This window comes from Mycobacterium sp. 050134 (genome assembly GCF_036409085.1).
Classification (GTDB): Bacteria; Actinomycetota; Actinomycetes; order Mycobacteriales; family Mycobacteriaceae; genus Mycobacterium.
In genome coordinates, this window is sequence record NZ_JAZGLV010000005.1 from 58,286 (window position 1) to 77,565 (window position 19,280).

General features: G+C 70.8%; 19 protein-coding genes. 3 read left to right on the top strand and 16 right to left on the bottom strand.

Annotated features, from left to right (window positions below; translation table 11 throughout):
- From SKC42_RS07445 to SKC42_RS07475, 7 genes are all read right to left on the bottom strand, one after another.
- Complete coding sequence (locus SKC42_RS07445) at positions 1 to 2,229, bottom strand: LGFP repeat-containing protein (RefSeq protein ID WP_330963669.1); 2,229 nt, start codon at positions 2,227 to 2,229, stop codon at positions 1 to 3.
- 489 nt (positions 2,230 to 2,718) lie between these two features.
- The gene (locus tag SKC42_RS07450) at positions 2,719 to 3,879 is read right to left on the bottom strand and encodes an acyl-CoA dehydrogenase family protein (RefSeq protein WP_330963670.1); all 1,161 of its coding nucleotides are present in this window, start codon (positions 3,877 to 3,879) and stop codon (positions 2,719 to 2,721) included.
- Positions 3,880 to 3,962: 83 nt separating this feature from the next.
- Entirely contained in the window at positions 3,963 to 5,378 is a 1,416-nt protein-coding gene (gene hflX, locus SKC42_RS07455) for a GTPase HflX (protein WP_330963671.1), read from the bottom strand.
- Between the two features lie 46 nt (positions 5,379 to 5,424).
- Positions 5,425 to 6,309 (bottom strand): diaminopimelate epimerase, encoded by an 885-nt coding sequence (dapF, locus tag SKC42_RS07460; RefSeq protein ID WP_330963672.1) that lies wholly within the window; start codon positions 6,307 to 6,309, stop codon positions 5,425 to 5,427.
- 4 nt (positions 6,310 to 6,313) lie between these two features.
- A complete protein-coding gene (gene miaA, locus SKC42_RS07465) occupies positions 6,314 to 7,231 on the bottom strand; it encodes a tRNA (adenosine(37)-N6)-dimethylallyltransferase MiaA (protein WP_330963673.1) in 918 nt (305 codons plus the stop codon).
- Positions 7,228 to 7,911 carry a hypothetical protein gene (locus SKC42_RS07470; RefSeq protein WP_330963674.1) on the bottom strand — a complete coding sequence of 228 codons (684 nt, stop codon included), beginning with the start codon at positions 7,909 to 7,911 and terminating at the stop codon, positions 7,228 to 7,230. The genes miaA and SKC42_RS07470 overlap by 4 nt, the downstream gene beginning before the upstream one ends.
- A 35-nt stretch (positions 7,912 to 7,946) precedes the next feature.
- Positions 7,947 to 8,921 (bottom strand): DMT family transporter, encoded by a 975-nt coding sequence (locus SKC42_RS07475; RefSeq protein WP_330963675.1) that lies wholly within the window; start codon positions 8,919 to 8,921, stop codon positions 7,947 to 7,949.
- A gap of 419 nt (positions 8,922 to 9,340) precedes the next feature.
- Between SKC42_RS07475 and SKC42_RS07480 the strand changes: the two genes are divergently transcribed.
- Positions 9,341 to 10,705: a DUF349 domain-containing protein gene (locus tag SKC42_RS07480; RefSeq protein WP_330963676.1), complete on the top strand. Its 1,365-nt coding sequence runs from the start codon at positions 9,341 to 9,343 to the stop codon at positions 10,703 to 10,705.
- Here the strand turns inward: SKC42_RS07480 and SKC42_RS07485 are convergent.
- The 4 genes from SKC42_RS07485 to recA are packed head-to-tail and all read right to left on the bottom strand — an operon-like array spanning position 10,702 to position 14,391.
- The gene (locus tag SKC42_RS07485; RefSeq protein ID WP_330963677.1) at positions 10,702 to 11,295 is read right to left on the bottom strand and encodes an Rv2732c family membrane protein; all 594 of its coding nucleotides are present in this window, start codon (positions 11,293 to 11,295) and stop codon (positions 10,702 to 10,704) included. The two genes, SKC42_RS07480 and SKC42_RS07485, sit on opposite strands and share 4 nt — an antisense overlap.
- Positions 11,292 to 12,791: a tRNA (N6-isopentenyl adenosine(37)-C2)-methylthiotransferase MiaB gene (miaB, locus tag SKC42_RS07490; protein WP_330963882.1), complete on the bottom strand. Its 1,500-nt coding sequence runs from the start codon at positions 12,789 to 12,791 to the stop codon at positions 11,292 to 11,294. The genes SKC42_RS07485 and miaB overlap by 4 nt, the downstream gene beginning before the upstream one ends.
- Positions 12,792 to 12,851: 60 nt before the next feature.
- Positions 12,852 to 13,385 carry a recombination regulator RecX gene (recX, locus tag SKC42_RS07495; RefSeq protein ID WP_330963678.1) on the bottom strand — a complete coding sequence of 178 codons (534 nt, stop codon included), beginning with the start codon at positions 13,383 to 13,385 and terminating at the stop codon, positions 12,852 to 12,854.
- Entirely contained in the window at positions 13,351 to 14,391 is a 1,041-nt protein-coding gene (recA, locus tag SKC42_RS07500; protein WP_330963679.1) for a recombinase RecA, read from the bottom strand. The genes recX and recA overlap by 35 nt, the downstream gene beginning before the upstream one ends.
- A gap of 163 nt (positions 14,392 to 14,554) precedes the next feature.
- Here recA and SKC42_RS07505 point away from each other — a divergent pair, with 163 nt between their 5' ends.
- A complete protein-coding gene (locus SKC42_RS07505; RefSeq protein ID WP_330963680.1) occupies positions 14,555 to 15,202 on the top strand; it encodes a (2Fe-2S)-binding protein in 648 nt (215 codons plus the stop codon).
- A gap of 31 nt (positions 15,203 to 15,233) precedes the next feature.
- On the opposite strand, the gene SKC42_RS07510 is transcribed toward SKC42_RS07505, so the two are convergent.
- On the bottom strand, positions 15,234 to 15,428 hold the full coding sequence (locus SKC42_RS07510) for a DUF3046 domain-containing protein (RefSeq protein WP_085257675.1): 195 nt from the start codon (positions 15,426 to 15,428) through the stop codon (positions 15,234 to 15,236).
- Positions 15,429 to 15,450: 22 nt separating this feature from the next.
- Entirely contained in the window at positions 15,451 to 16,617 is a 1,167-nt protein-coding gene (locus SKC42_RS07515; RefSeq protein WP_330963681.1) for a glycosyltransferase, read from the bottom strand.
- A gap of 63 nt (positions 16,618 to 16,680) precedes the next feature.
- Here SKC42_RS07515 and SKC42_RS07520 point away from each other — a divergent pair, with 63 nt between their 5' ends.
- Positions 16,681 to 17,112 (top strand): limonene-1,2-epoxide hydrolase family protein, encoded by a 432-nt coding sequence (locus SKC42_RS07520; protein WP_330963682.1) that lies wholly within the window; start codon positions 16,681 to 16,683, stop codon positions 17,110 to 17,112.
- Between the two features lie 13 nt (positions 17,113 to 17,125).
- Here SKC42_RS07520 and pspM read toward each other — a convergent pair whose 3' ends face one another.
- From pspM to clgR, 3 genes are all read right to left on the bottom strand, one after another.
- Positions 17,126 to 17,938 (bottom strand): phage shock envelope stress response protein PspM, encoded by an 813-nt coding sequence (gene pspM / locus SKC42_RS07525; protein ID WP_330963683.1) that lies wholly within the window; start codon positions 17,936 to 17,938, stop codon positions 17,126 to 17,128.
- Between the two features lie 18 nt (positions 17,939 to 17,956).
- Positions 17,957 to 18,775 (bottom strand): phage shock protein PspA, encoded by an 819-nt coding sequence (gene pspA / locus SKC42_RS07530; protein ID WP_330963684.1) that lies wholly within the window; start codon positions 18,773 to 18,775, stop codon positions 17,957 to 17,959.
- 123 nt (positions 18,776 to 18,898) lie between these two features.
- Complete coding sequence (gene clgR / locus SKC42_RS07535) at positions 18,899 to 19,237, bottom strand: transcriptional regulator ClgR (RefSeq protein ID WP_330963685.1); 339 nt, start codon at positions 19,235 to 19,237, stop codon at positions 18,899 to 18,901.
- Between the last annotated feature and the right edge of the window lie 43 nt (positions 19,238 to 19,280).

Below are 19,280 nucleotides of genomic sequence, written 5' to 3' on the forward strand. Positions count from 1 at the left end.
TCAGTCGGCCTTAATGAACCCGTTGGCCCGCGCGACGTCCTCGTTGGCCAACCAAATCTCGGCGAGGGTGTCGTGGTAGAGGGCGCTACCGGGCGTGTAGTACAGCCCGACGCTGGCGTTGGCCTTGATCGGATACCCGTCCGGCGGCTGGTAGGGGTCGTCCAACGGCAGATGGATCGCCGGCCGACCGGCTGGGGCCAGATTGGCGCCGACGGGCCAGGCGGCCACGCCGTCGGCGTCGTCGGGCTCGATGGCGGCGTGCCGTCCGGTGGTCGGCTCGCCGCCCGCCCCGGCGGAAAGGTTTATTGCGTCTTCCGGGGTGACGTCACCGAACATCCCGGCGACGGACGCGGCCGCCTCGGGCGCGGCCGCCTCGGGCGTCACTACCTCGGCGTCGGCGTGTATGCCGGCGGCGTCCGGGTACACCCAGTCGCCCGCCTCGTCCACCCCAGCCGCGTGATCGTCCGGCGCGGTCTCCAGGGCGACGCCGGCGTATACGGCGGGCGGGTAGCCGCCCTCGGCGGTGTCGGCCTCGACGTGGTCCCGGTCGTCGACCTGGAGGTAGCCGGCCTCGGGGTAGGCCTGGGCCAGGTCGGCGTCCGAGACGATCGGGATGGAGTCGGTGTCGGGTTCCTCGGCGCCCGCGCCGAATCCGTCCCCGAAGCGGTCATATCCCGCCGCGTCCGGGACGGCACCCGCGACCGCGACGGCACCGCCGCGGCGCCAGCTGACTCGTGACGCGGGCCCCGCCGGTTCGTGCATTTCCGCCGGGTGAACGTCGACGGGCGGGTAGTGCTCGCCGGAGACGTCGGCGTCCTCGTACCCCCAGTGCTGGTCGGGGGCGGTGTCATAGCCCACGTCCTCGGGCCGCTGCTCGTAGGGCGCGACGCCCTGGGCGGCGCGGCGACGGCGCCACCCGAACGCGACGAGCCCCGACAACACGATCAGCACCAGCACCGGGACCGCCGCCAGCAGCCACCACCAATGCCAGGTGAACTTCTTGGCGTGGGCCGGCGGGGCGGCCGCCCCACTCGGCTGGTTCTGCCCGGGCACCTGCAGACCGGTCAGCAGCGGCGCCAGGTTGGCCGGATCGGTGCTGAAGGTGTTTTTCGACCGGTTCCACGAGATCTTGCCGCCGGCGAACTGCTGCGAGATCACGTCGCCGTCGAGCGACTGGTCGCCGACCGGCGCGCCCAGTTTGCCGGCCGCGCCGCGCAGCTTGTCCCACGCGACCTTCATCGCCCCGCGGACGACGAACGCACCGTGGTCGGAGGTCCAGAAGATCACCGGCTTGTCAGCCGCCGAAAACGTGCAGACGCGACTGGCGGGTCCGATGCCGCCGTCGGACTCGTTGCCCACCGGGAAACCCAGGTCGCTGCCTACCGGCCCGCCCAGGGACTCGTACTTGGCCAGGATGTCGCTCTCGACGGCGTTGGCGCCGGTCGCTGGACTGAAGAACACCTTGCCGCCGGCGAAGTTCTGAGCGATTCCGTCGCCCCCGATGGGGTAATGCCCGCCCTGCTTCGCGCCCAGCGGACCGGTGGTTCCGCCCGCCGCGCGCCAAGCCATGTTGATGGCCGCCGTCGGATCGATCGGGACCTGCAGGCCTTTGAGCTGGTCACCCAGGCTCGCCGGCTCTGTGGTGAACTGCTTGGTCTGCCGGTTCCACGAGACCTGCCCGCCGCTGAACTTCTGCGAGGTGACCTCGCCGCCATAGGTCTCGTCGCCGACCGGAGCGCCGAGCACCCCACCGGAGCTGCCGAGCTTGTCCCAGGCGGCGTTCATCGCGCCGCGCACAACGAAGGCGCCGTGGTCGGAGGTCCAGAAGATCACCGGCTTGTCGCTCGCCGAAAAGGTCGCGACCCGGCTGTCCGGGCCCGCGAGGCCAGGCACTTCGTTGATGGTCGGGAACCCCAGATCGCTGCCGGCCGGGCCGCCGAGCGACTCGTACTTGTCCAGGATCGGCCCGAAGACGAACTTCGCGCCGGTGTCTGTGGTGTAGAACATCTTGCCGCCGTCGAAGTCCAGCGCGAAGCCGTCTGCGACCGGGTAGACGTCGCCCTTCCGCGCGCCGAGCGGTGAGGTGTCGCCGCCGGCCTTCTCCCAGGCGGCCATGATGGCGGCCTCGGCGTCACCGATCGGCGATGCCAGAGCCACGGGCGCCAGCAATCCGGCGGCGAGCGCCGTGGTCACCAAACCGACCAGCGCGCTCCCGACCAGCCTGCGCATGTGCCCTCTATGCCCTTTCACCAAGCCTCCCAGCCGACGGATGCGGCCTTCCGATGCGGCCGTGCCCGTTCCGTGCAGACCCGGCGAGCGGGTCGTCTCCCCCAACGGAAATCGATCCCTACACGACCCGCATCGCCGCCGGGCTCGCATAACTTTGCCTTTGACGACGAGAAATGCGAAGTCAAATGACAAATAGTACAAAAACGGATACCGCGCCGATGTCGAAATGATGCACGGTCGCGCCCGAATCGCGGCCGACCGTGTGCGCGCCGATTCGATTCGGTTATCGCGCCGGCAGCCGACAACGGCGGTTTCCGCCTCACCGCCGGGCCGCCGGCAGACCAGTGGGCGGTGCGAATGTTCGCGCGACAATGCTCGAGCACGCGATCGGCGTGCGCAAACCACATGCGCAGACGGTACGTGAATACTCTTACCGGGCAGGCGACAACCCGGCCCAAGGGTGTTGAATGCGGCGCAAAGCTCGCCGGATCAGACGCCCAGACTGCGGCCGATGATCTCCTTCATGATCTCGGTCGTGCCGCCATAGATGGTCTGCACACGCGCATCCAGATACGCCCTAGCAACAGGGTATTCGCGCATGTAGCCGTATCCGCCGTGCAGCTGCAGACACCGGTCGATCAGGTACACCTGCTTTTCGGTGCTGTACCACTTGGCCATCGCGGCCTGCTCGGCCGTCAGCTTCTCGTCCAAGTGCAACCGGATGAATTCGTCGACCATCATGCGGACCACGGTGGCCTCGGTCGCCAACTCGGCGAGCACGAAGCGACTGTTCTGAAAACTCCCGATCGGCTTGCGAAACGCCTTGCGTTCCTTGGCGTATTGCAAGGTCGCCTCGAGCACGTGCTCCATGGCCGCGGCCGCCATGATGGCGATCGAGATGCGCTCCTGCGGCAGGTTCTGCATGAGGTAGATGAACCCCATGCCCTCCTGGCCGAGCAGGTTCTCGGCCGGAACCTTGACATCGGTGAACGAGAGTTCGGCCGTGTCCTGGGCATCGAGGCCGATCTTGTCCAGATGGCGCCCGCGTTCAAAGCCTTCCATGCCGCGCTCGACCGCGAGCAGCGAAAACCCTTGCGCCCCTTTGTCCGGATCGGTCTGCGCGACGACGATCACGAGGTCGGCGTTGATCCCATTGGTAATGAACGTCTTTGCTCCGTTGAGCACGTAATGGTCACCCTGCTTGACCGCGCGCGTCTTGATGCCCTGCAGGTCGCTACCGGTTCCAGGCTCGGTCATGGCAATCGCGGTGATCAGCTCGCCGGTGCAGAACTTGGGCAGCCAGCGCTGCTTCTGCTCCTCGGTGGCCAGGGCCAGCAGGTAGGGCGCCACGATGTCATTGTGCAAGCTGAAACCGATTCCGCTGTAACGCCCGGCGGTGGTTTCCTCGGTGATGATCGCGTTGTACCGGAAGTCGGGGTTGCCCCCGCCGCCGTATTCATCCGGCACCGCCATGCCGAGGAAGCCCTGCTTACCGGCCTCGAGCCACACGCCGCGGTCGACAATCTTCGCCTTCTCCCATTCGTCGTGGTACGGCGCGACGTGGCGATCGAGGAACGCCCGGTACGACTCACGGAAGAGTTCGTGCTCGGGCTCGAAAAGAGTGCGCTGGTACTTGACGGCACTGCTCATGGCTGACCTCCGGCGGAAGTGGACTCTGCGGCCCAACATATACCAACCGGGCGGTTGGTCGGCGGGCAGCGGGCCCGCGCGCGTCAGTGTGCGGAGAACTGCTGCAAGTTCACGGCCAGCGCCACCGGAACCAGCGCCTTGATCCGCGTGCCGGCGGCGCTGTGCTCCTCCTGCTGCACGCGCCCGTCGGCGTGCAGGCGTGCCACCAAGTCCCCCCGGTCGTACGGAATCATGACGTCCACGGCGGCGTCGCCGGGGACCACGAGCTCGGACATCCGCCGGCGCAGCATCTCGATCCCGTCGCCGGTGCGCGCGGAGACGAACACCGCGTCCGGCAGCGCGTGCCGAAGCTTGGCCAGCGCCAGATCACTCGCGGCATCGACCTTGTTGACCACGAGCAGTTCGGGCGGCGGGTCCCCCTTGTGGTCCGCGATGACGTCGGAGATCACCTGGCGCACCGCGTTGATCTGGGCCAGCGGGTTCGTGTCCGACCCGTCGACCACGTGCACCAGCAGATCGGCGTCGACGACCTCCTCCAGCGTGGAGCGGAACGCCTCGACCAGCTGAGTCGGCAGGTGGCGGACGAAACCGACGGTGTCGGTGAGCACGCAGGGCCGGCCGTCACAGAATTCCGCGCGCCGGGTCGTGGGTTCCAGGGTGGCGAACAGGGCATCCTGGACCAGCACCCCGGCGCCCGTCAGCGCGTTGAGCAGGCTGGACTTGCCGGCGTTGGTGTAACCGACGATCGCGACCGACGGCGCGTCGCTGTTCAGCCGACGGCTGCGCTGGGTGTCGCGGACCTGCTTCATATCCCTGATGTCGCGGCGCAGCTTGGACATCCGCTCGCGGATGCGGCGGCGGTCCGTCTCGATCTTCGTCTCACCGGGACCGCGCAGGCCCACTCCCCCGCCGCTGCCACCGGCGCGACCGCCGGCCTGCCGTGACATGGACTCACCCCAACCGCGCAGCCGCGGCAGCATGTACTCCATCTGCGCCAGCGATACCTGCGCCTTGCCCTCGCGGCTGGTGGCGTGCTGGGCGAAGATGTCGAGGATCAGCGCGGTGCGGTCGATGACCTTGACCTTGACCGCCTTTTCCAGCGCGGTGAGCTGCGCCGGCGAGAGCTCACCGTCGCAGATCACGGTGTCGGCGCCGGTGGCCAGCACCACTTCGCGCAGCTCCTGGGCTTTGCCGGAACCGATGTAGGTCGAAGGGTCCGGCTTGTCGCGGCGCTGGATCAACGCGTCGAGCACCTGGGACCCGGCGGTCTCGGCCAGGGCCGCCAGCTCGGCCATGCTGGCCTCGCTGTCGGAGGCGGTGCCGTCGGTCCACACGCCCACCAGGACGACGCGCTCCAGCCGCAGCTGGCGGTACTCGACCTCGGATACGTCGGTGAGCTCGGTCGACAGGCCGGCGACACGGCGCAGGGCCGACCGATCCTCGAGGGCGAGTTCGCCGGTGCTCGGCTCGGGTTGATTAGAGAATTCAGGATTTGTCATAGGCAATACACGATGATGCACGCCAACTCGGTGACGTGCACCTGAATTAACGTTGTTGGGCCCGCCACCATTCCCCGCTGAGCTCCCCGTGCGCCACCAGTACCGACGGTCCCCGCAGGTAGCTGGTCGCCTCGGTAACCGTGACGACGACGTCGCCGCCGGGCACCCGCACGGCCAGCGTCCCGGTGTCCGCGCCGGCGGCGGCCAGCGCCGCCACCGCCGCCGCGACCGTCCCGGTGCCGCAGGACCGGGTTTCCCCGACGCCGCGCTCGTGGACCCGCATCCGGACCACCCCGTCGGTCGGAGCCGTGACCACCTCGACGTTGACGCCATCCGGGAACTGAGCGCGGTCGAAGCGCACGGGCGCCGCCACATCCAGAGCCGCCAACTCGTCGGCGGTCAGGCCGGGGTCGACGCAGGCCAGGTGCGGATTACCGACGTCCACGCCGAAACCGGCGAACCGGCGGCCGCCCACGATCGCGTCGAATGCCGGCCCCCCGCTGCCCAGCATGTTGGCCTTGCCCATGTCGACGGTGACGTCGGCGTTCGTCGCATCGGCCCGGTGCACGGTGACGGGCCGGGGTCCGGCCAGGGAACCGACCACGAACTCGTCCCGGCCCTCCAGGCCGCTGGCGCGTAGGTAGTGCGCGAACACCCGAACGCCGTTGCCACACATCTGGGCCGTCGACCCGTCGGCGTTGCGGTAATCCATGTACCAGTCACCCGCGCCCAGCCCCTCGGGCAGGCGGTCCAGCACGCCGGCGGCCCGGGCGGCCCCGGCGGTGGTGACCCGCAGTACCCCGTCGGCCCCCAGGCCGCGGCGCCGGTCGCACAGCGCGGCCACCCGGCCGGCGTCGAGCGTCAGCGCAGCGTCGATGTCGGGCAGCAGGACGAAGTCGTTCTCCGTACCGTGGCCCTTGGCGAACAACACCTGCTCAGAATACGTGCCGCCAGACCCGGACCGCGTCGTCGGCGAGGCCCGCGGGATCGGCCGCGTCCAGCCAGTGCACGCGATGGTCACGGCGAAACCACGAGCGCTGCCGCCGCACGTAGCGTCGCGTGCCCACGTAGGTCAGTTCCCGGGCCTCGCGCATCTGCTCGGTCGTACCCCCGGCGTCGAGCGCCGCGATGACCTGGGCATAGCCCAGGGCGCGCGAGGCGGTGACACCGCCGCGCAGGCCCCCGCGGAGCAGCGCGGCCACCTCGTCGACCAGGCCCTGGTCGAACATGGCGTCGGTGCGGCGGGCTAGCCGTTCGTCCAGAACCGTTGTCTCGGTGTCCAGTCCGACGATGACCGTGTCCCAGCGCGGGGCGCCGATGCGCGGCGCCGACGCCGCGAACGGCCGCCCGGTGAGCTCGACGACCTCGAGCGCCCGTACGGTGCGCCGGGCGTCGGTGGGCAGGATCGCCGCGGCCGCCGCGGGATCGCGGCGGGCGAGCTCGGCGTGCAACTGACCGACACCCACCTCGGCGAGCCGTTCCTCCCAGCGCGCCCGCACGGCGGGGTCGGTGGCGGGAAACGCCCAGTCGTCGAGCAACGATTGGACGTAGAGCATCGAACCGCCGACCACCACCGGGACCGCGCCCCGGGCGGCGATCGCCTCGACGTCCGCGGCCGCGGCCTGCTGATACCGGGCGACGGTGGCGGTCTCGGTGACGGTCAGGACGTCGAGCTGGTGATGCGGGATGCCGCGCCGCTGTCCGACCGGCAGCTTCGCGGTGCCGATGTCCATGCCGCGGTAGAGCTGCATCGCGTCGGCGTTGACGACCTCGCCGCCGAGGCGCTCGGCGACGTCGAGGGCGAGCTGCGACTTGCCGGTGCCCGTGGGGCCGATGATCGCCAGCGGCCTCATGGCAGCCAGGCGCCGGCGAAGTAGCCCACGCCGTAGGGCGCCCCCCGGTAGAACTCCTTGGCCGAGCGCGGCCCCGGCTCGGCCAGCCCGGCCAGCACCTGGAACGCGACCCGGCCGCAGATCTCGCGCGGTAAACGGGCCAGGGCCGCGACGTCGCCGGCGGCCAGCGCGTCGTCCAAGGCGAGCTGCGCGGCGGCGTCGCCGGGCCGGTGTCCGCCGGGCGCGGACGGTGTGAGGGTGTTCGCGCCGTCGGCCACGACCAGCACGCCGACCGGATCGGACGTCTCGCCGAGTTCGGCGCGCAACCGCCTGCCGCGGGCCAGGGCGGTGTCGACGTCGTGGTCGCCGCGGTAGACGCGGACCTGCGCGGTGGCGTCCGGGCGGGTTTGGCCGCGCGTCCACGCGGCGAGCAGTGCGCACACCGGGAAGGCGGCCGGGCGATCGGCGCTCGGGGACAGCCGAACCGCCACGTCGACGCCAAATCCAGCGAAGGTGCCGACGGACTCGGGATCCAGCACGGCGTCGGCCTCGCCCGTGCCGATGGCCACCCAGCGGGACGGCAGGAAGGCGGCCGAGCCCGCCACCGCGGCGGTCAGATCGGCCAGCTCTTCGGCGGCCACCCCCGCCAGCTCGGGGACGAGAACCGGCGCCGAGGGAATGATCGCAATGGCGCTCAGCACGCCACCAAACTAATGCCTCCCGGCCGACGCCGGCCCTAGCTGGTCCGGGCGCCCTTCGTCGCGGCCGGGGCGTCAGCCGCGAAGCCGTCGGCCGGGTCGTCGCCGGGCAGACTCTCGTGCGAGCCGGTGAGCGCCGGCTCGTGGGCCTCGGCCGCCATCGAGGCGGCCTCGCCGTGCGCCAGGGCGACGGTCGCAACGATGACCACCCCGACCGCGACGAGTCCGACGATCGCCGCGGGGCCCCGGGCCCCAAGCGTCTCGCCGAGGACGGTTACCCCCAGCACGCCGGCCACCACGGGCTTGGCGACGGTCATCGTGGGTAGCGACGCGGTGAGCGCGCCCGCCCGGAACGCCGACTGCTGGAAGATCATCCCGCAGAGCGCGATGAACAGCCACGGGTAGAACTCGGGGGCCCGCAGGACGGCCGCCGGGCCTTCCTCGGCCACCTCAACAACGCCCTTGGTCACCACGGCGAACAGCGCCAGGGAGGAACCCGCGACCAGGGCGAGTAGGATCGCCGCGACCGGGCGGCCGCGCCAGACGCGCGCCCCGAGCACGCACAGCACCAGCGTCGGGCCCATGACCACGGCCACGACGAGCCAGGTGGACAGCGGCGCCCGCTGGTGGCCGGATGCCGGGTCGCCGACGATGATGACCACCGCCAGCGCGCCAGCGAGCACTAGCGCCCAGAGCCACTCCCAGCGGGTCACGCGGTGTTTGCTCAGCCGCGCGTAGATGGGCAGGGCGAACAGCAGCGCCGCGACCTGCAGCGCCGTCACCAGCACCACAGACCCCCACGCCAGGGCCGCGGCCTGCAGGCTGTAGTTCACCACCGCCGCCATTCCGCCCAGCCACCACCGCTTGTCGTGCAGCGACATGCGGAACAGCTCGAGGTGGCCCACTTCCTGGTCGGTGATCTCCTGGGCGGAGCGCTGCCGGATCACGTCGCCCACCGCGGAGGCCAGCGCCGCGAACAACGCGATCAGCGCCGCGACGTCGACTTTCGTCATGGGAACCCCCTCATCAGCGTTCGGACCAGCGTTCCCGGCAAAGATCGTGCGTACACGTGATGTTCGCTACCAGTTCACGAACACTGTAGTGCTGCGGAGCGACGGTCTCGACCCGGCGGAATTGGCGCCGGATCTTTCATCGTGACTCCCGGAGCTATGCCGCGGCTGTGTGCGCCTTTGTACAGTCTGCCGCCCTGCCGCGCCAGTCACGCTCGCGGCGACCACACGGTCCGGTTTCGATTCCGTCACGATCGCGTCGCCGGGCCCACGACGGAGGTGGCGGCGCGCCGCCGCGTGGGCTGCTTCAATATTTGGGGATACGGTTACGGGGCGACGGTGGCGGCGCCACCGGCCGCACGGGTGCCGCTTTGCGCGGCAGGTGCGCGGGCATTGACCGCGCGAAAGGTGGTGACGTTTCCATGACGGCTGAGGAGCCGCGCAGCGACGAGCCGACGGGCACCGTTGGCGGCCCCCCGGTACCACGCCCGGGGCCACGTCCCGGACCGCGTCCGGCGAGCCCGGGCCCGCGACCGAATGTCCACGCCGCGGTCCAGCCGGTGGTGATGGCCCCGCGCAGCGACCCGCACAAGTTCGGGCGGGTCGACGACGACGGCACGGTCTGGCTGATCACCGCCGCCGGTGAGCGTGTGGTCGGTTCGTGGCAGGCCGGCAACCCGGAGGCGGCGTTCGCCCACTTCGGCAGGCGGTTTGACGACCTGGCCACCGAGGTCACCCTCCTCGAGGAGCGCCTGGCGTCCGGAAGCGGCGACGCCCGCAAGATCAAGACCAACGCCAAGGCGCTGGCCGAGACCGTTCCGGCGGCGTCGGTCCTGGGCGATGTCGACGCGCTCGCCGCCCGGCTGACCGCACTGATCGAGCACGCCGAGGCGACCGTCGCAGCGGAGCGGTCGCGGCGCGACGAGCATCGGGCCGCCCAGACCGCCCACAAGGAGGCGCTGGCCGCCGAGGCCGAGGACCTGGCCGCCAACTCGACTCAGTGGAAGATCGCCGGCGATCGGATGCGCGCCATCCTCGACGAGTGGAAGGGCATCAGCGGGCTGGACAGGAAGGTCGACGACGCGCTCTGGAAGCGGTACTCCGCGGCGCGCGACGCCTTCAATCGGCGCCGGGGGTCGCACTTCGCCGAGCTCGACCGGGAACGGTCCGGCATCCGGCAGGCCAAGGAGCGGCTCTGCGAGCGGGCCGAAGAGTTGTCCGGTTCGACCGATTGGGCCGCCACCAGCGCCGAGTTCCGCAAGTTGCTGACCGATTGGAAAGCGGCGGGGCGTGCGAGCCGGGAGCTCGACGACGCGCTGTGGCGCCGCTTCAAGGCGGCCCAGGACGTCTTCTTCGCGGCGCGCAACGCGGTGACCGCTGAGAAGGACGCGGAGCTGCAGGCCAACGCCACCGCGAAAGAAGCGCTGCTGGCGGAGGCGGAGCGGCTGGACACCAGTAACCACGACGCCGCCCGGGCGGCCCTGCGTTCGATCGCGGACAAATGGGACGCGATCGGCAAGGTGCCGCGGGACCGCTCCGCCGAGCTGGAGCGGCGGCTGCGCGCGGTGGAGAAGAAGGTCCGCGACGCCGGTGACGCCGGCTGGGCCGACCCGCAGGCGCAGGCCAGGGCCGAGCAGTTCCGCGTCCGCGCCGAGCAGTACGAACAGCAGGCGCAGAAGGCTGCGGCGGCGGGACGCACCAAGGAGGCCGAGCAGGCCAAGGCGAATGCCGAACAGTGGCGGCAGTGGGCCGACGCGGCCGCCGAGGCGCTGACCCGCCGGAGCTAGGTTTCGGGCGGCGCGTCGGGCTTGGCCGGGTCGCCGAGCGTGTCCAGCAGCGTCTTCGACTGGTGCTCCGCGGCGAGGCGGCGCCGCTGCTCCTCGGCCGCCAGCTGCACGATGGTGCGCGACCACACCACCCGGGCCCATTGAAACGTCAGGGTGAGCACGGTGATCCACGCGACGATCAGCCCGATGCCGGGGCCCGGATGCCCGGCCGCCACGGTCTGGCGCGACCAGACGGCCAGGAGGCCGGCCGCCCCGGCGACCGCCGAACCCGCCAGCGCGATCCAGGCCAGCGCCCAGCGCCGCGTCGTCAGCGCCAGCATCGAGAAGCCGACGCCGAACACCAGCGCCAGCCAGGCGAACACGCGATGCGGCAGGGCCACCCCGGCGGCGCCGGCGCCGTGGCTGCTGAACAGCACGTCCCAGCCACGTACGTCGCCGGTGTGCGGCAGGATGAAGGATCCCAGCAACGCGAACACCAGGATCGCTACCACGAAACCCCTTGGCCCGGGGTCGATCTCGCTGGCCACCCGCCGTTCGGCCGCCTCGATCTCGGTCCGCAGGGCGTCTAAGTCGGCGTGTTCTTTCGTCATCGCGCACATCCCAGGGGTTCGATGGGTTCGGTGGGTGCCGCGGGGCCGACGGACGGCATGCCCAGGCCGACGGCCTTCGGGCGCAGGCCCGCGGCAAACGCGTCGCCGGCCCGCGTGCCGCGGTGGGTGAGGACGCCGGCGTCCGCGATGAGGTGGTGGGGCGCGGCGTCGGTGATCGCGACCGTGACGACGTCGCCCGGCCGCACCGGCCGGTCGCCGGATTGATCCGAGGCGAAGTGCACCAGCCGCCCGTCGCGCGCGCGCCCGGTCATGCGGGCGGTGCGGCTGTCCTTGCGTCCCTCACCGGCGGCGACCAGCAACTCGACGGTCTGACCGACCAACGCCCGGTTGCCCTCCAGCGAGATCTGCTCCTGCAGCTCGATGAGCCGCTCATAGCGCTCCTGCACAACGGCTTTGGGAAGCTGCCCGTCGAGTTCGGCGGCGGGCGTGCCCGGCCGCTTGGAGTACTGGAAGGTGAACGCCGCGGCGAACCGCGCCCGCCGCACGACATCCAGCGTGGCCGCGAAGTCCTCCTCGGTCTCGCCCGGGAAGCCGACGATCAGGTCGGTCGTGATCGCCGCGTGCGGCATGGCCGAGCGGACCCGGTCGATGATGCCGAGGTAGCGGTCGGCGCGGTAAGACCGGCGCATGGCCCGCAGCACGCGGTCGGACCCGGATTGCAGCGGCATGTGCAGGGCGGGGCAGACGTTGGGTGTCTCGGCCATCGCCTCGATGACGTCGTCGGTGAACTCGGCGGGATGCGGCGACGTGAACCGCACCCGTTCGAGCCCGTCGATGCACCCGCAGGCCCGCAGCAGCTTGGCGAACGCGCCGCGGTCCCGGGGTTGCGCGGGGTCGGCGAACGACACCCCGTAGGCGTTCACGTTCTGGCCCAGCAGGGTGACCTCGAGCACGCCGTCGTCGACCAGCGACCGCACCTCGGCGAGGACGTCCGCCGGGTTGCGATCGACCTCCTTGCCCCGCAGCGACGGGACGATGCAGAAAGTGCAGGTGTTGTTACACCCGACCGAGATGGAAACCCATGCCGCGTAAGCGGATTCACGCGCGCTAGGCAGCGCCGACGGAAACTCCTGCAACGCCTCGGCGATCTCGACCTGGGCGACCCTGTTGTGCCGGGCCCGGTCCAGCAGCGCCGGCAGCGACCCGAGGTTGTGGGTACCGAACACGACGTCCACCCACGGCGCCTTGCGCAGCAAAGCCTCCCGGTCCTTCTGGGCCAGGCAACCGCCGACCGCGATCTGCATGTCGGGATTGCCGCGTTTGCGTGGGGCGAGGTGGCTGAGGTTGCCGTACAGCTTGTTGTCGGCGTTCTCCCGCACCGCGCAGGTGTTGAAGACCACCACGTCCGCGTCGGCACCGTCGGCGGCCCGCCGGTAGCCGGCCGCCTCCAGCAGCCCCGCCAACCGCTCCGAATCGTGGACATTCATCTGGCAGCCGTACGTGCGGACCTGATACGTCCGCGCCGAAACCACCATCGAAGTCACGGAGCCATGGTACGGCGACCCGACGGCACGCGAGAAAGCGCACGTCACCAGCTAGACGCGCCGACGCTCCCGTTCGGCGGCCAGCTCGGCGAGGACGACCTCGCACGCGAGGTTCTGGCTGTACCCGCGCCGCGACAGCATCGCCACCAGCCGGCGGGTCACCCGCGCCTCTTCTTTACCGTCTTCTTTGCCGTCGCCATCCAGCGTCTCCCGCCGCAGCTTGGACCGCACCAGCTGCTCGGCGCGATCGCGTTCGGCCCCGGCGTCGAGCCCGGCCAACGCGGCGGTGATGACCTCTTTGTCGACACCCTTGGTGTGCAATTCGGCGGCCAGCGCCCGCCTGCTCTTGGCCCGGCGGGTCTGCACCCACTGCTCGGCGAAGTCGCTGTCGTCGATCAGGCCGACGGCGGCGAGCCGGTCGAGCACGGAAGCGCTGACGTCGTCGGGGTAGCCGCGTTTGGCCAACTGACCGGACAACTCGGCACGGGTGCGCGCTCTCGCGGTGAGCAGGCGCAGGCACAGCGCCCGAGCCTGCTCCTCGCGGGAGAGCTCAGAAGTCGACGGGGGCGGGCAGGATGTCGTCATCGGTCACGACCGCGCCAATGCCGAGCTTTTCCTTGATCTTCTTCTCGATCTCGTTGGCCACGTCGGCGTTCTCCATCAGGAAAGTGCGGGCGTTCTCCTTGCCCTGGCCGAGCTGCTCGCCCTCGTAGGTGAACCAGGAACCCGACTTGCGGATGAAGCCCTGGTCCACCCCCATGTCGATCAGCGAACCCTCCCTGCTGATCCCCCTGCCGTAGAGGATGTCGAACTCGGCCTGCTTGAAGGGCGGGGACACCTTGTTCTTGACGACCTTGACCCGGGTGCGGTTGCCGACCGCGTTGGTGCCGTCCTTGAGCGTCTCGATCCGGCGCACGTCCATGCGCACCGACGCGTAGAACTTCAAGGCCTTTCCACCCGTGGTGGTCTCGGGGCTGCCGAACATCACCCCGATCTTCTCCCGGAGCTGGTTGATGAAGATCGCCGTGGTGCCCGAATTGTTCAGCGCGCCAGTCATCTTCCGCAGCGCCTGACTCATCAGCCGGGCCTGCAGCCCGACGTGGCTGTCCCCCATCTCGCCTTCCAGTTCGGCACGCGGCACCAGGGCCGCCACCGAGTCGATGACCAGGATGTCCAGCGCGCCGGAACGGATCAGCATGTCGGCGATCTCCAGGGCCTGCTCACCCGTGTCGGGCTGGCTGACCAGCAGGGAATCGGTGTCCACCCCGAGTTTCTTGGCGTAGTCCGGGTCCAGGGCGTGCTCGGCGTCGATGAACGCCGCCACGCCGCCGGCGGCCTGGGCGTTGGCCACCGCGTGCAGCGCGACGGTGGTCTTACCCGAGGACTCCGGACCGTAGATCTCCACGACCCGCCCGCGGGGCAGGCCGCCGATGCCCAAGGCCACATCCAATGCGATGGATCCGGTCGGGATGACCGAGATCGGCTGACGCATCTCGTCGCCGAGACGCATCACCGAACCTTTGCCGTAGCTCTTCTCGATCTGGGCCATCGCCAGCTCGAGGGCCTTCTCGCGGTCGGGGGCTTGCGCCATGGTGCCTCTCCTATAGTCGGTGTGTTCTCATGACCGGTATCGGTCGGTTGGCCGTGACACTAGAGAAGGCCACCGACAAGTCGACTTCTCGAACACCCACCACAGTAGCCGAACACCTGTTCGATTCAAGCCTGACACGCCGGCTACCGAACGAAAAACGACCATGAACATCTCCGCGGAACTGGCCGAGATCTCCTCCTATGGAGGGTTTTTCGCGCTGGTCGTGGGCGGCGACGACGCCGGATGGCGCCCGGTGACCCGGTGCTATGCCGACGGTTTCACGGATCTGGTGCAGACCACCGCCGACCGTTACGGCACCGCGGAGCCGCGGGTCGCGGCCTCGCTGGTCCAGCTGGGCCACGCCGCGCGGCTGTGGTCACCGGTGCTGGCGTGCGCGGTCTGCCACGGCGTCCTGCCCGACCTGACACGGCTGCAGCGGGCCGCCGACGGCACGGGGCTGCGGCTGCCCGAGCCCGTCGGCCGGCCCGCCGCGCCGTCGGCGCAATTGTTGTACCGCGTCGTCGTCCGCGACCACCTGGAACCGCTCGCGGCCGGGCTCCGGGTCCGGCTCGCGCCCGGCCTGCTGTACGGCAACATCGCATCCGCGCTGGTGGGGACGTCGCGGCTGCTCCTCGCGGCCCGGCCCGACCTGCGCGGGCCGATCACCGAGATCACCGGCGCCCTGCTGCGCATCGGCAAGCTGGCCGGAACGGGGACGATCACGGGTCCGAACCTGGCCTTCCGGCGTACCAGCTGCTGCCTGTTCTACCGCGTGCCAGGTGGCTCGACGTGCGGGGACTGCCCTCTGTAGCCCGCCCGCGCGGCCTGGGTCCGCGCGCAGCTCACCACTGATCGCGGGGCACGTCGAAGTCGACGCACAGGGCCCGCCAGACGTCGCGGGGCTCGACGCCGTCCTCGATCGCCTGGGCGGCGGTCCGGCCGTCGAGGCCGGTCAGCACGTGATCCACCAGCACCGATGCGCCGTAGGCGGCGCCGAATCGCAGGACGACCCGCTCGTTGAACTCCGTCAGCCGCACGTCAGCCAAGATACCCAGCGGATCACTGCGCCAAAGCAAGCGCTTCGCGGCACACCCGGACCGGATCGGCGACGCCCGCGACGCTGGCGCCGGCGGCGCGCGCCGCCTCCCGGTACCCGGGCGTCGAGAGCACCTCACCCACCGCGGCCACCAGCGCGTCGGCGGTCAGCGGCCGGATCAGGCGCGCGCTGCCCTGCCGCACCACCCGGTTGGCCATCTCCCACTGGTCACCGCCACCGGGCACCACCACCAGCGGAACCCCCGCCAGCAGCGTCTTGGCCACCATCCCGTGGCCACCGCCGCAGATCACCAGGTCGGCGTGGGTCAACAGGTCGGCCTGGCGTCCCAGCCCCACGACCGCCCACGGGGGCACGGCGAGGTCCGGCCCGCCGAGGCGCGACACCACCAGGCGCGCACCCGCCGGCAGCGTCTCCCCCGGGATCAGGCACCCAAGCGCGACCTCTGCCAGCCCCTCGGTACCGGTGGTTGCGGTCGAGGGCGCGACGACCACCACCGGTCCGGGACCCGCCGGGACCTCGAGCACGCGGTCCGTGGGCTCGAAATGCAACGGCCCCACCACCACGGCCTCAGCGGGCCAGTCCGGTCGCGGGACCTCCAGAGCCGGCAGGGTCGCGATGAGCCGCCGCAGCGGCCCGGGGTCGTCGGCGGGCAGCCCGATCTCGGTCCGGACCACCGCACGCTGGCGCAGGCCGGCCCGCCAGGACCGCGCGGTGAGCGCCCGCATGACAGAGTCGCGCAGCCGGCCGCGCAGGCCGGTACCGGGCGCCAGACCGCTGCCTATCGGCGGCAACCCCTTCGACGGCAGGTACAGCGGGTGCGGATCGAGCTCGATCCACGGGATCCCGAGCAGCTCGGCCGCCATTCCGCCGCCGGCGGTGATGACGTCGGACACCACCAGGTCGGGCTCCAGGTCGCGCAGCGCCGGGACGTTCAGCACGGCCATCCGCGCCGCGCGCCGGTGGATGCGCGCGCCGGCGTCGAGGTCGTCGTCGGTGGCGGCGAGGCCGTCGAGCTCCACGGCGTCGATGCCCGCGGCGCGCGCGGTCTCAAGCCACTCCGCACCGGTGAACAGCGTGGGCTCGTCGCCCGCCGCGGCGAACCGTTGGCACAGCGCGATCGCGGGGAACGAGTGGCCGGGATCCGGCCCGGCGACCACTGCGACGCGCATCGGCCCTACACTGCCACAGCCCTGCCTACCGGGCCTCCCAGCGCGCTGCCTACGCTGGCAGCCATGACCGAGGTGACTGGGACGGCGGTGACGAACACGCGCGTCGTCGAAGGCTTTCTGAACGCCCTGCAGGACGCGGATTACGACGCCGCCGACGCCGCACTGGACGACAACCTCGTCTACGAGAACGTCGGCCTGCCGACGATCCACGGGCGCGCCAGAGCCATGAAGCTGTTCCGACAGATGGACGGGCGCGCCGCCTTCGAGGTGAAGATCCACCGGGCCGCCGCCGACGGCGCCGCGGTGCTCACCGAACGGACGGACGCGCTGATCTTCGGACCGCTGCGGATTCAGTTCTGGGTGTGCGGCGTGTTCGAGGTGCACGACGGGCGAATCACGCTGTGGCGCGATTACTTCGACTTCTTCGACATGCTGAAGGCGACCGCGCGGGGCTTCGCCGGTCTGGTGGTGCCGTCGCTCAGGGCGTCGTTCTAGGCGCCGGCGCTCTTCAGGCGCCCTGCGGCAACCCGCCGAGTTCGTCGAACGCCTGCGCCCACCCGAGCAGCCGATCCGTCGCACCCGCCAGCTCGGCGCGGTAGTGCTGCTGCGGCGCGGCCGGGCCGCCGCCGTTGGCCGAGGACACCAGATGCGCTGCCGCGGTGACCATCTCGTTGTATTGACGCACCCCGGAGCTCAATTGGGCGGTGAACGCGTTGATGGTGGGCACCAGGTAGGCGCGCGCCGAGTCGGAGTCCTGCACCGCCCGTTCCATCGACACCACCTCGGCGGCGGTGGCCGCCATCGCCGCCGACGTCCGGGTGGCCGCCGCGCTCAGGTCGCGGATCTCATCCGCCGGCAGCATCGAGCCCCGCTCCAGCACGCCCAGCAGCGAGACAAAGCCCCGCTCGGACGCGCCCAGCGCGTACATCGCGGGCCGCGCCGCCGACCCGGGCGGAGGCAGCCGGCGGGTGGTTGTGGCCCGCGGGACCGGCAGGGGCTCGGAGCGCAGCCAGCGGTAGCGGATCAGCAGCAGCGTCGCCGGGACGGCCATCACGACGGCGACGGCGCCGGTGATCTCCAGCAGCAGCGCGAACCAGCCCCAAGCAGCCAGCAGGATCGTCACCGCCGCCCAGAACACGCACCCGACGGCGAAGACCAGCCCCCACCGCAGCGCCCGGCGGCGACGGCGGAGCAGCCGCGCCCGCGGGTCGGTCGCCGCGTTCAGCTTCTGGGCGGCCAGGGTGAAAACGTCGGCCGCGCTGTCCAAGCTCCAGCGCACTAGGGAGCGCCAGGGCCCACGCTGCGCCGAGTTGACCGCCATGAGAAACAGTCTGCCGTACTACTGCCCAAACGGCTTCTCGTTGACCGCTCCGCCGGCGGGCTCGGCGGGCGCCGGGGCGGGCGGCGCGGCGGCCGAGCCGCCGGCCGGCAGCGCCTCACCGCGCATCGAGGCGCGGATCTGCTCGAGACGGGAATGGCCGGCCATCTGGACGCTGGCCTGCTGCACCTCCAGCATGCGGCCCTGCACCGACCCCTGGGCCAGCTCCGCCGCGCCCACGGCGTTGGCGTAGCGCCGCTCGATCTTGTCGCGGACCTCGTCGAGGCTCGGGGTGTTCCCCGGAGCGGCGATCTCGCTCATCGACCGCAGCGACGCGCTGACCTGCTCCTGCATCTTCGCCTGCTCGAGCTGGCTGAGCAGCTTGGTCCGCTCGGCGATCTTCTGCTGCAGCACCATCGCGTTCTGCTCGACCGCCCGCTTGGCCTGGGCGGCGGCCTGCAACGCCTGGTCGTGCAGCGTCTTGAGGTCTTCCACGCCCTGCTCCGCCGTCACCAGCTGGGCGGCGAACGCTTCGGCGGCGTTGTTGTACTCGGTGGCCTTGGCGGCGTCCCCGGCGGAGGTGGCCTGGTCGGCGAGCGTCAGCGCCTGCCGCACGTTGACCTGCAGCTTCTCGATGTCGGCCAGCTGGCGGTTGAGACGCATCTCGAGTTGCCGCTGGTTGCCGATCACCTGCGCCGCCTGCTGGGTGAGGGCCTGGTGGGTGCGCTGGGCCTCCTCGATGGCCTGCTGGATCTGGACCTTGGGGTCGGCGTACTCGTCAATCCTGGAATTGAACAGCGCCATCAGGTACTTCCACGCCTTGACGAACGGATTGGCCATGGGTCAGGTCCACCTTCGCTTGTCTGTAGGGCCGGTACGCCCGGGTGTTGCGCCGGTTCTGTCGCTCAATTTATCGGGTCGGCGACCATCGCCCCACCCCTTGCCCGGGATCGTGTCGCGCGCTCAGGCCACCGCGAGCGGCGCGACCGGCGGGATGACCACCTTGGTGCTGACGTCGATGCTCGCACCGCGGGCGCCGCCGGACTGCGCGCTGAACGCGGCGCGTTCCTCGTCGGCCATCCGCTCGCCCGCGTGGGTGAGGACCGACGACAGCGGGACCTCCAGCGCATCGCAGATCGCGTTGAGCAACTCGCTCGAGGGCTCCTTGCGACCGCGCTCCACCTCCGACAGATAGCCGAGACTCACCCGCGCCGAATCGGACACCTCACGCAGCGTTCGGCCTTGCGACATCCGCGCCCGGCGCAGCACGTCACCGATCACCTCGCGCACCAATGGCGGCATCCTGCTCTCCTTCGTCCTATCAGCCCTGCTCAGCACGGGGAAT

Coding starts and splice junctions, on each gene's coding strand:
- SKC42_RS07445 (WP_330963669.1), bottom strand. CDS start 2,229: ATGCGCAGGCTGGTCGGGAGCGCGCTGGTCGGTTTGGTGACCACGGCG.
- SKC42_RS07450 (WP_330963670.1), bottom strand. CDS start 3,879: ATGAGCAGTGCCGTCAAGTACCAGCGCACTCTTTTCGAGCCCGAGCAC.
- hflX (WP_330963671.1), bottom strand. CDS start 5,378: ATGACAAATCCTGAATTCTCTAATCAACCCGAGCCGAGCACCGGCGAA.
- miaA (WP_330963673.1), bottom strand. CDS start 7,231: ATGAGGCCGCTGGCGATCATCGGCCCCACGGGCACCGGCAAGTCGCAG.
- SKC42_RS07475 (WP_330963675.1), bottom strand. CDS start 8,921: ATGACGAAAGTCGACGTCGCGGCGCTGATCGCGTTGTTCGCGGCGCTG.
- SKC42_RS07480 (WP_330963676.1), top strand. CDS start 9,341: ATGACGGCTGAGGAGCCGCGCAGCGACGAGCCGACGGGCACCGTTGGC.
- SKC42_RS07485 (WP_330963677.1), bottom strand. CDS start 11,295: ATGACGAAAGAACACGCCGACTTAGACGCCCTGCGGACCGAGATCGAG.
- miaB (WP_330963882.1), bottom strand. CDS start 12,791: ATGGTGGTTTCGGCGCGGACGTATCAGGTCCGCACGTACGGCTGCCAG.
- recX (WP_330963678.1), bottom strand. CDS start 13,385: ATGACGACATCCTGCCCGCCCCCGTCGACTTCTGAGCTCTCCCGCGAG.
- recA (WP_330963679.1), bottom strand. CDS start 14,391: ATGGCGCAAGCCCCCGACCGCGAGAAGGCCCTCGAGCTGGCGATGGCC.
- SKC42_RS07505 (WP_330963680.1), top strand. CDS start 14,555: ATGAACATCTCCGCGGAACTGGCCGAGATCTCCTCCTATGGAGGGTTT.
- SKC42_RS07515 (WP_330963681.1), bottom strand. CDS start 16,617: ATGCGCGTCGCAGTGGTCGCCGGGCCGGATCCCGGCCACTCGTTCCCC.
- SKC42_RS07520 (WP_330963682.1), top strand. CDS start 16,681: ATGACCGAGGTGACTGGGACGGCGGTGACGAACACGCGCGTCGTCGAA.
- pspM (WP_330963683.1), bottom strand. CDS start 17,938: ATGGCGGTCAACTCGGCGCAGCGTGGGCCCTGGCGCTCCCTAGTGCGC.
- pspA (WP_330963684.1), bottom strand. CDS start 18,775: ATGGCCAATCCGTTCGTCAAGGCGTGGAAGTACCTGATGGCGCTGTTC.
- clgR (WP_330963685.1), bottom strand. CDS start 19,237: ATGCCGCCATTGGTGCGCGAGGTGATCGGTGACGTGCTGCGCCGGGCG.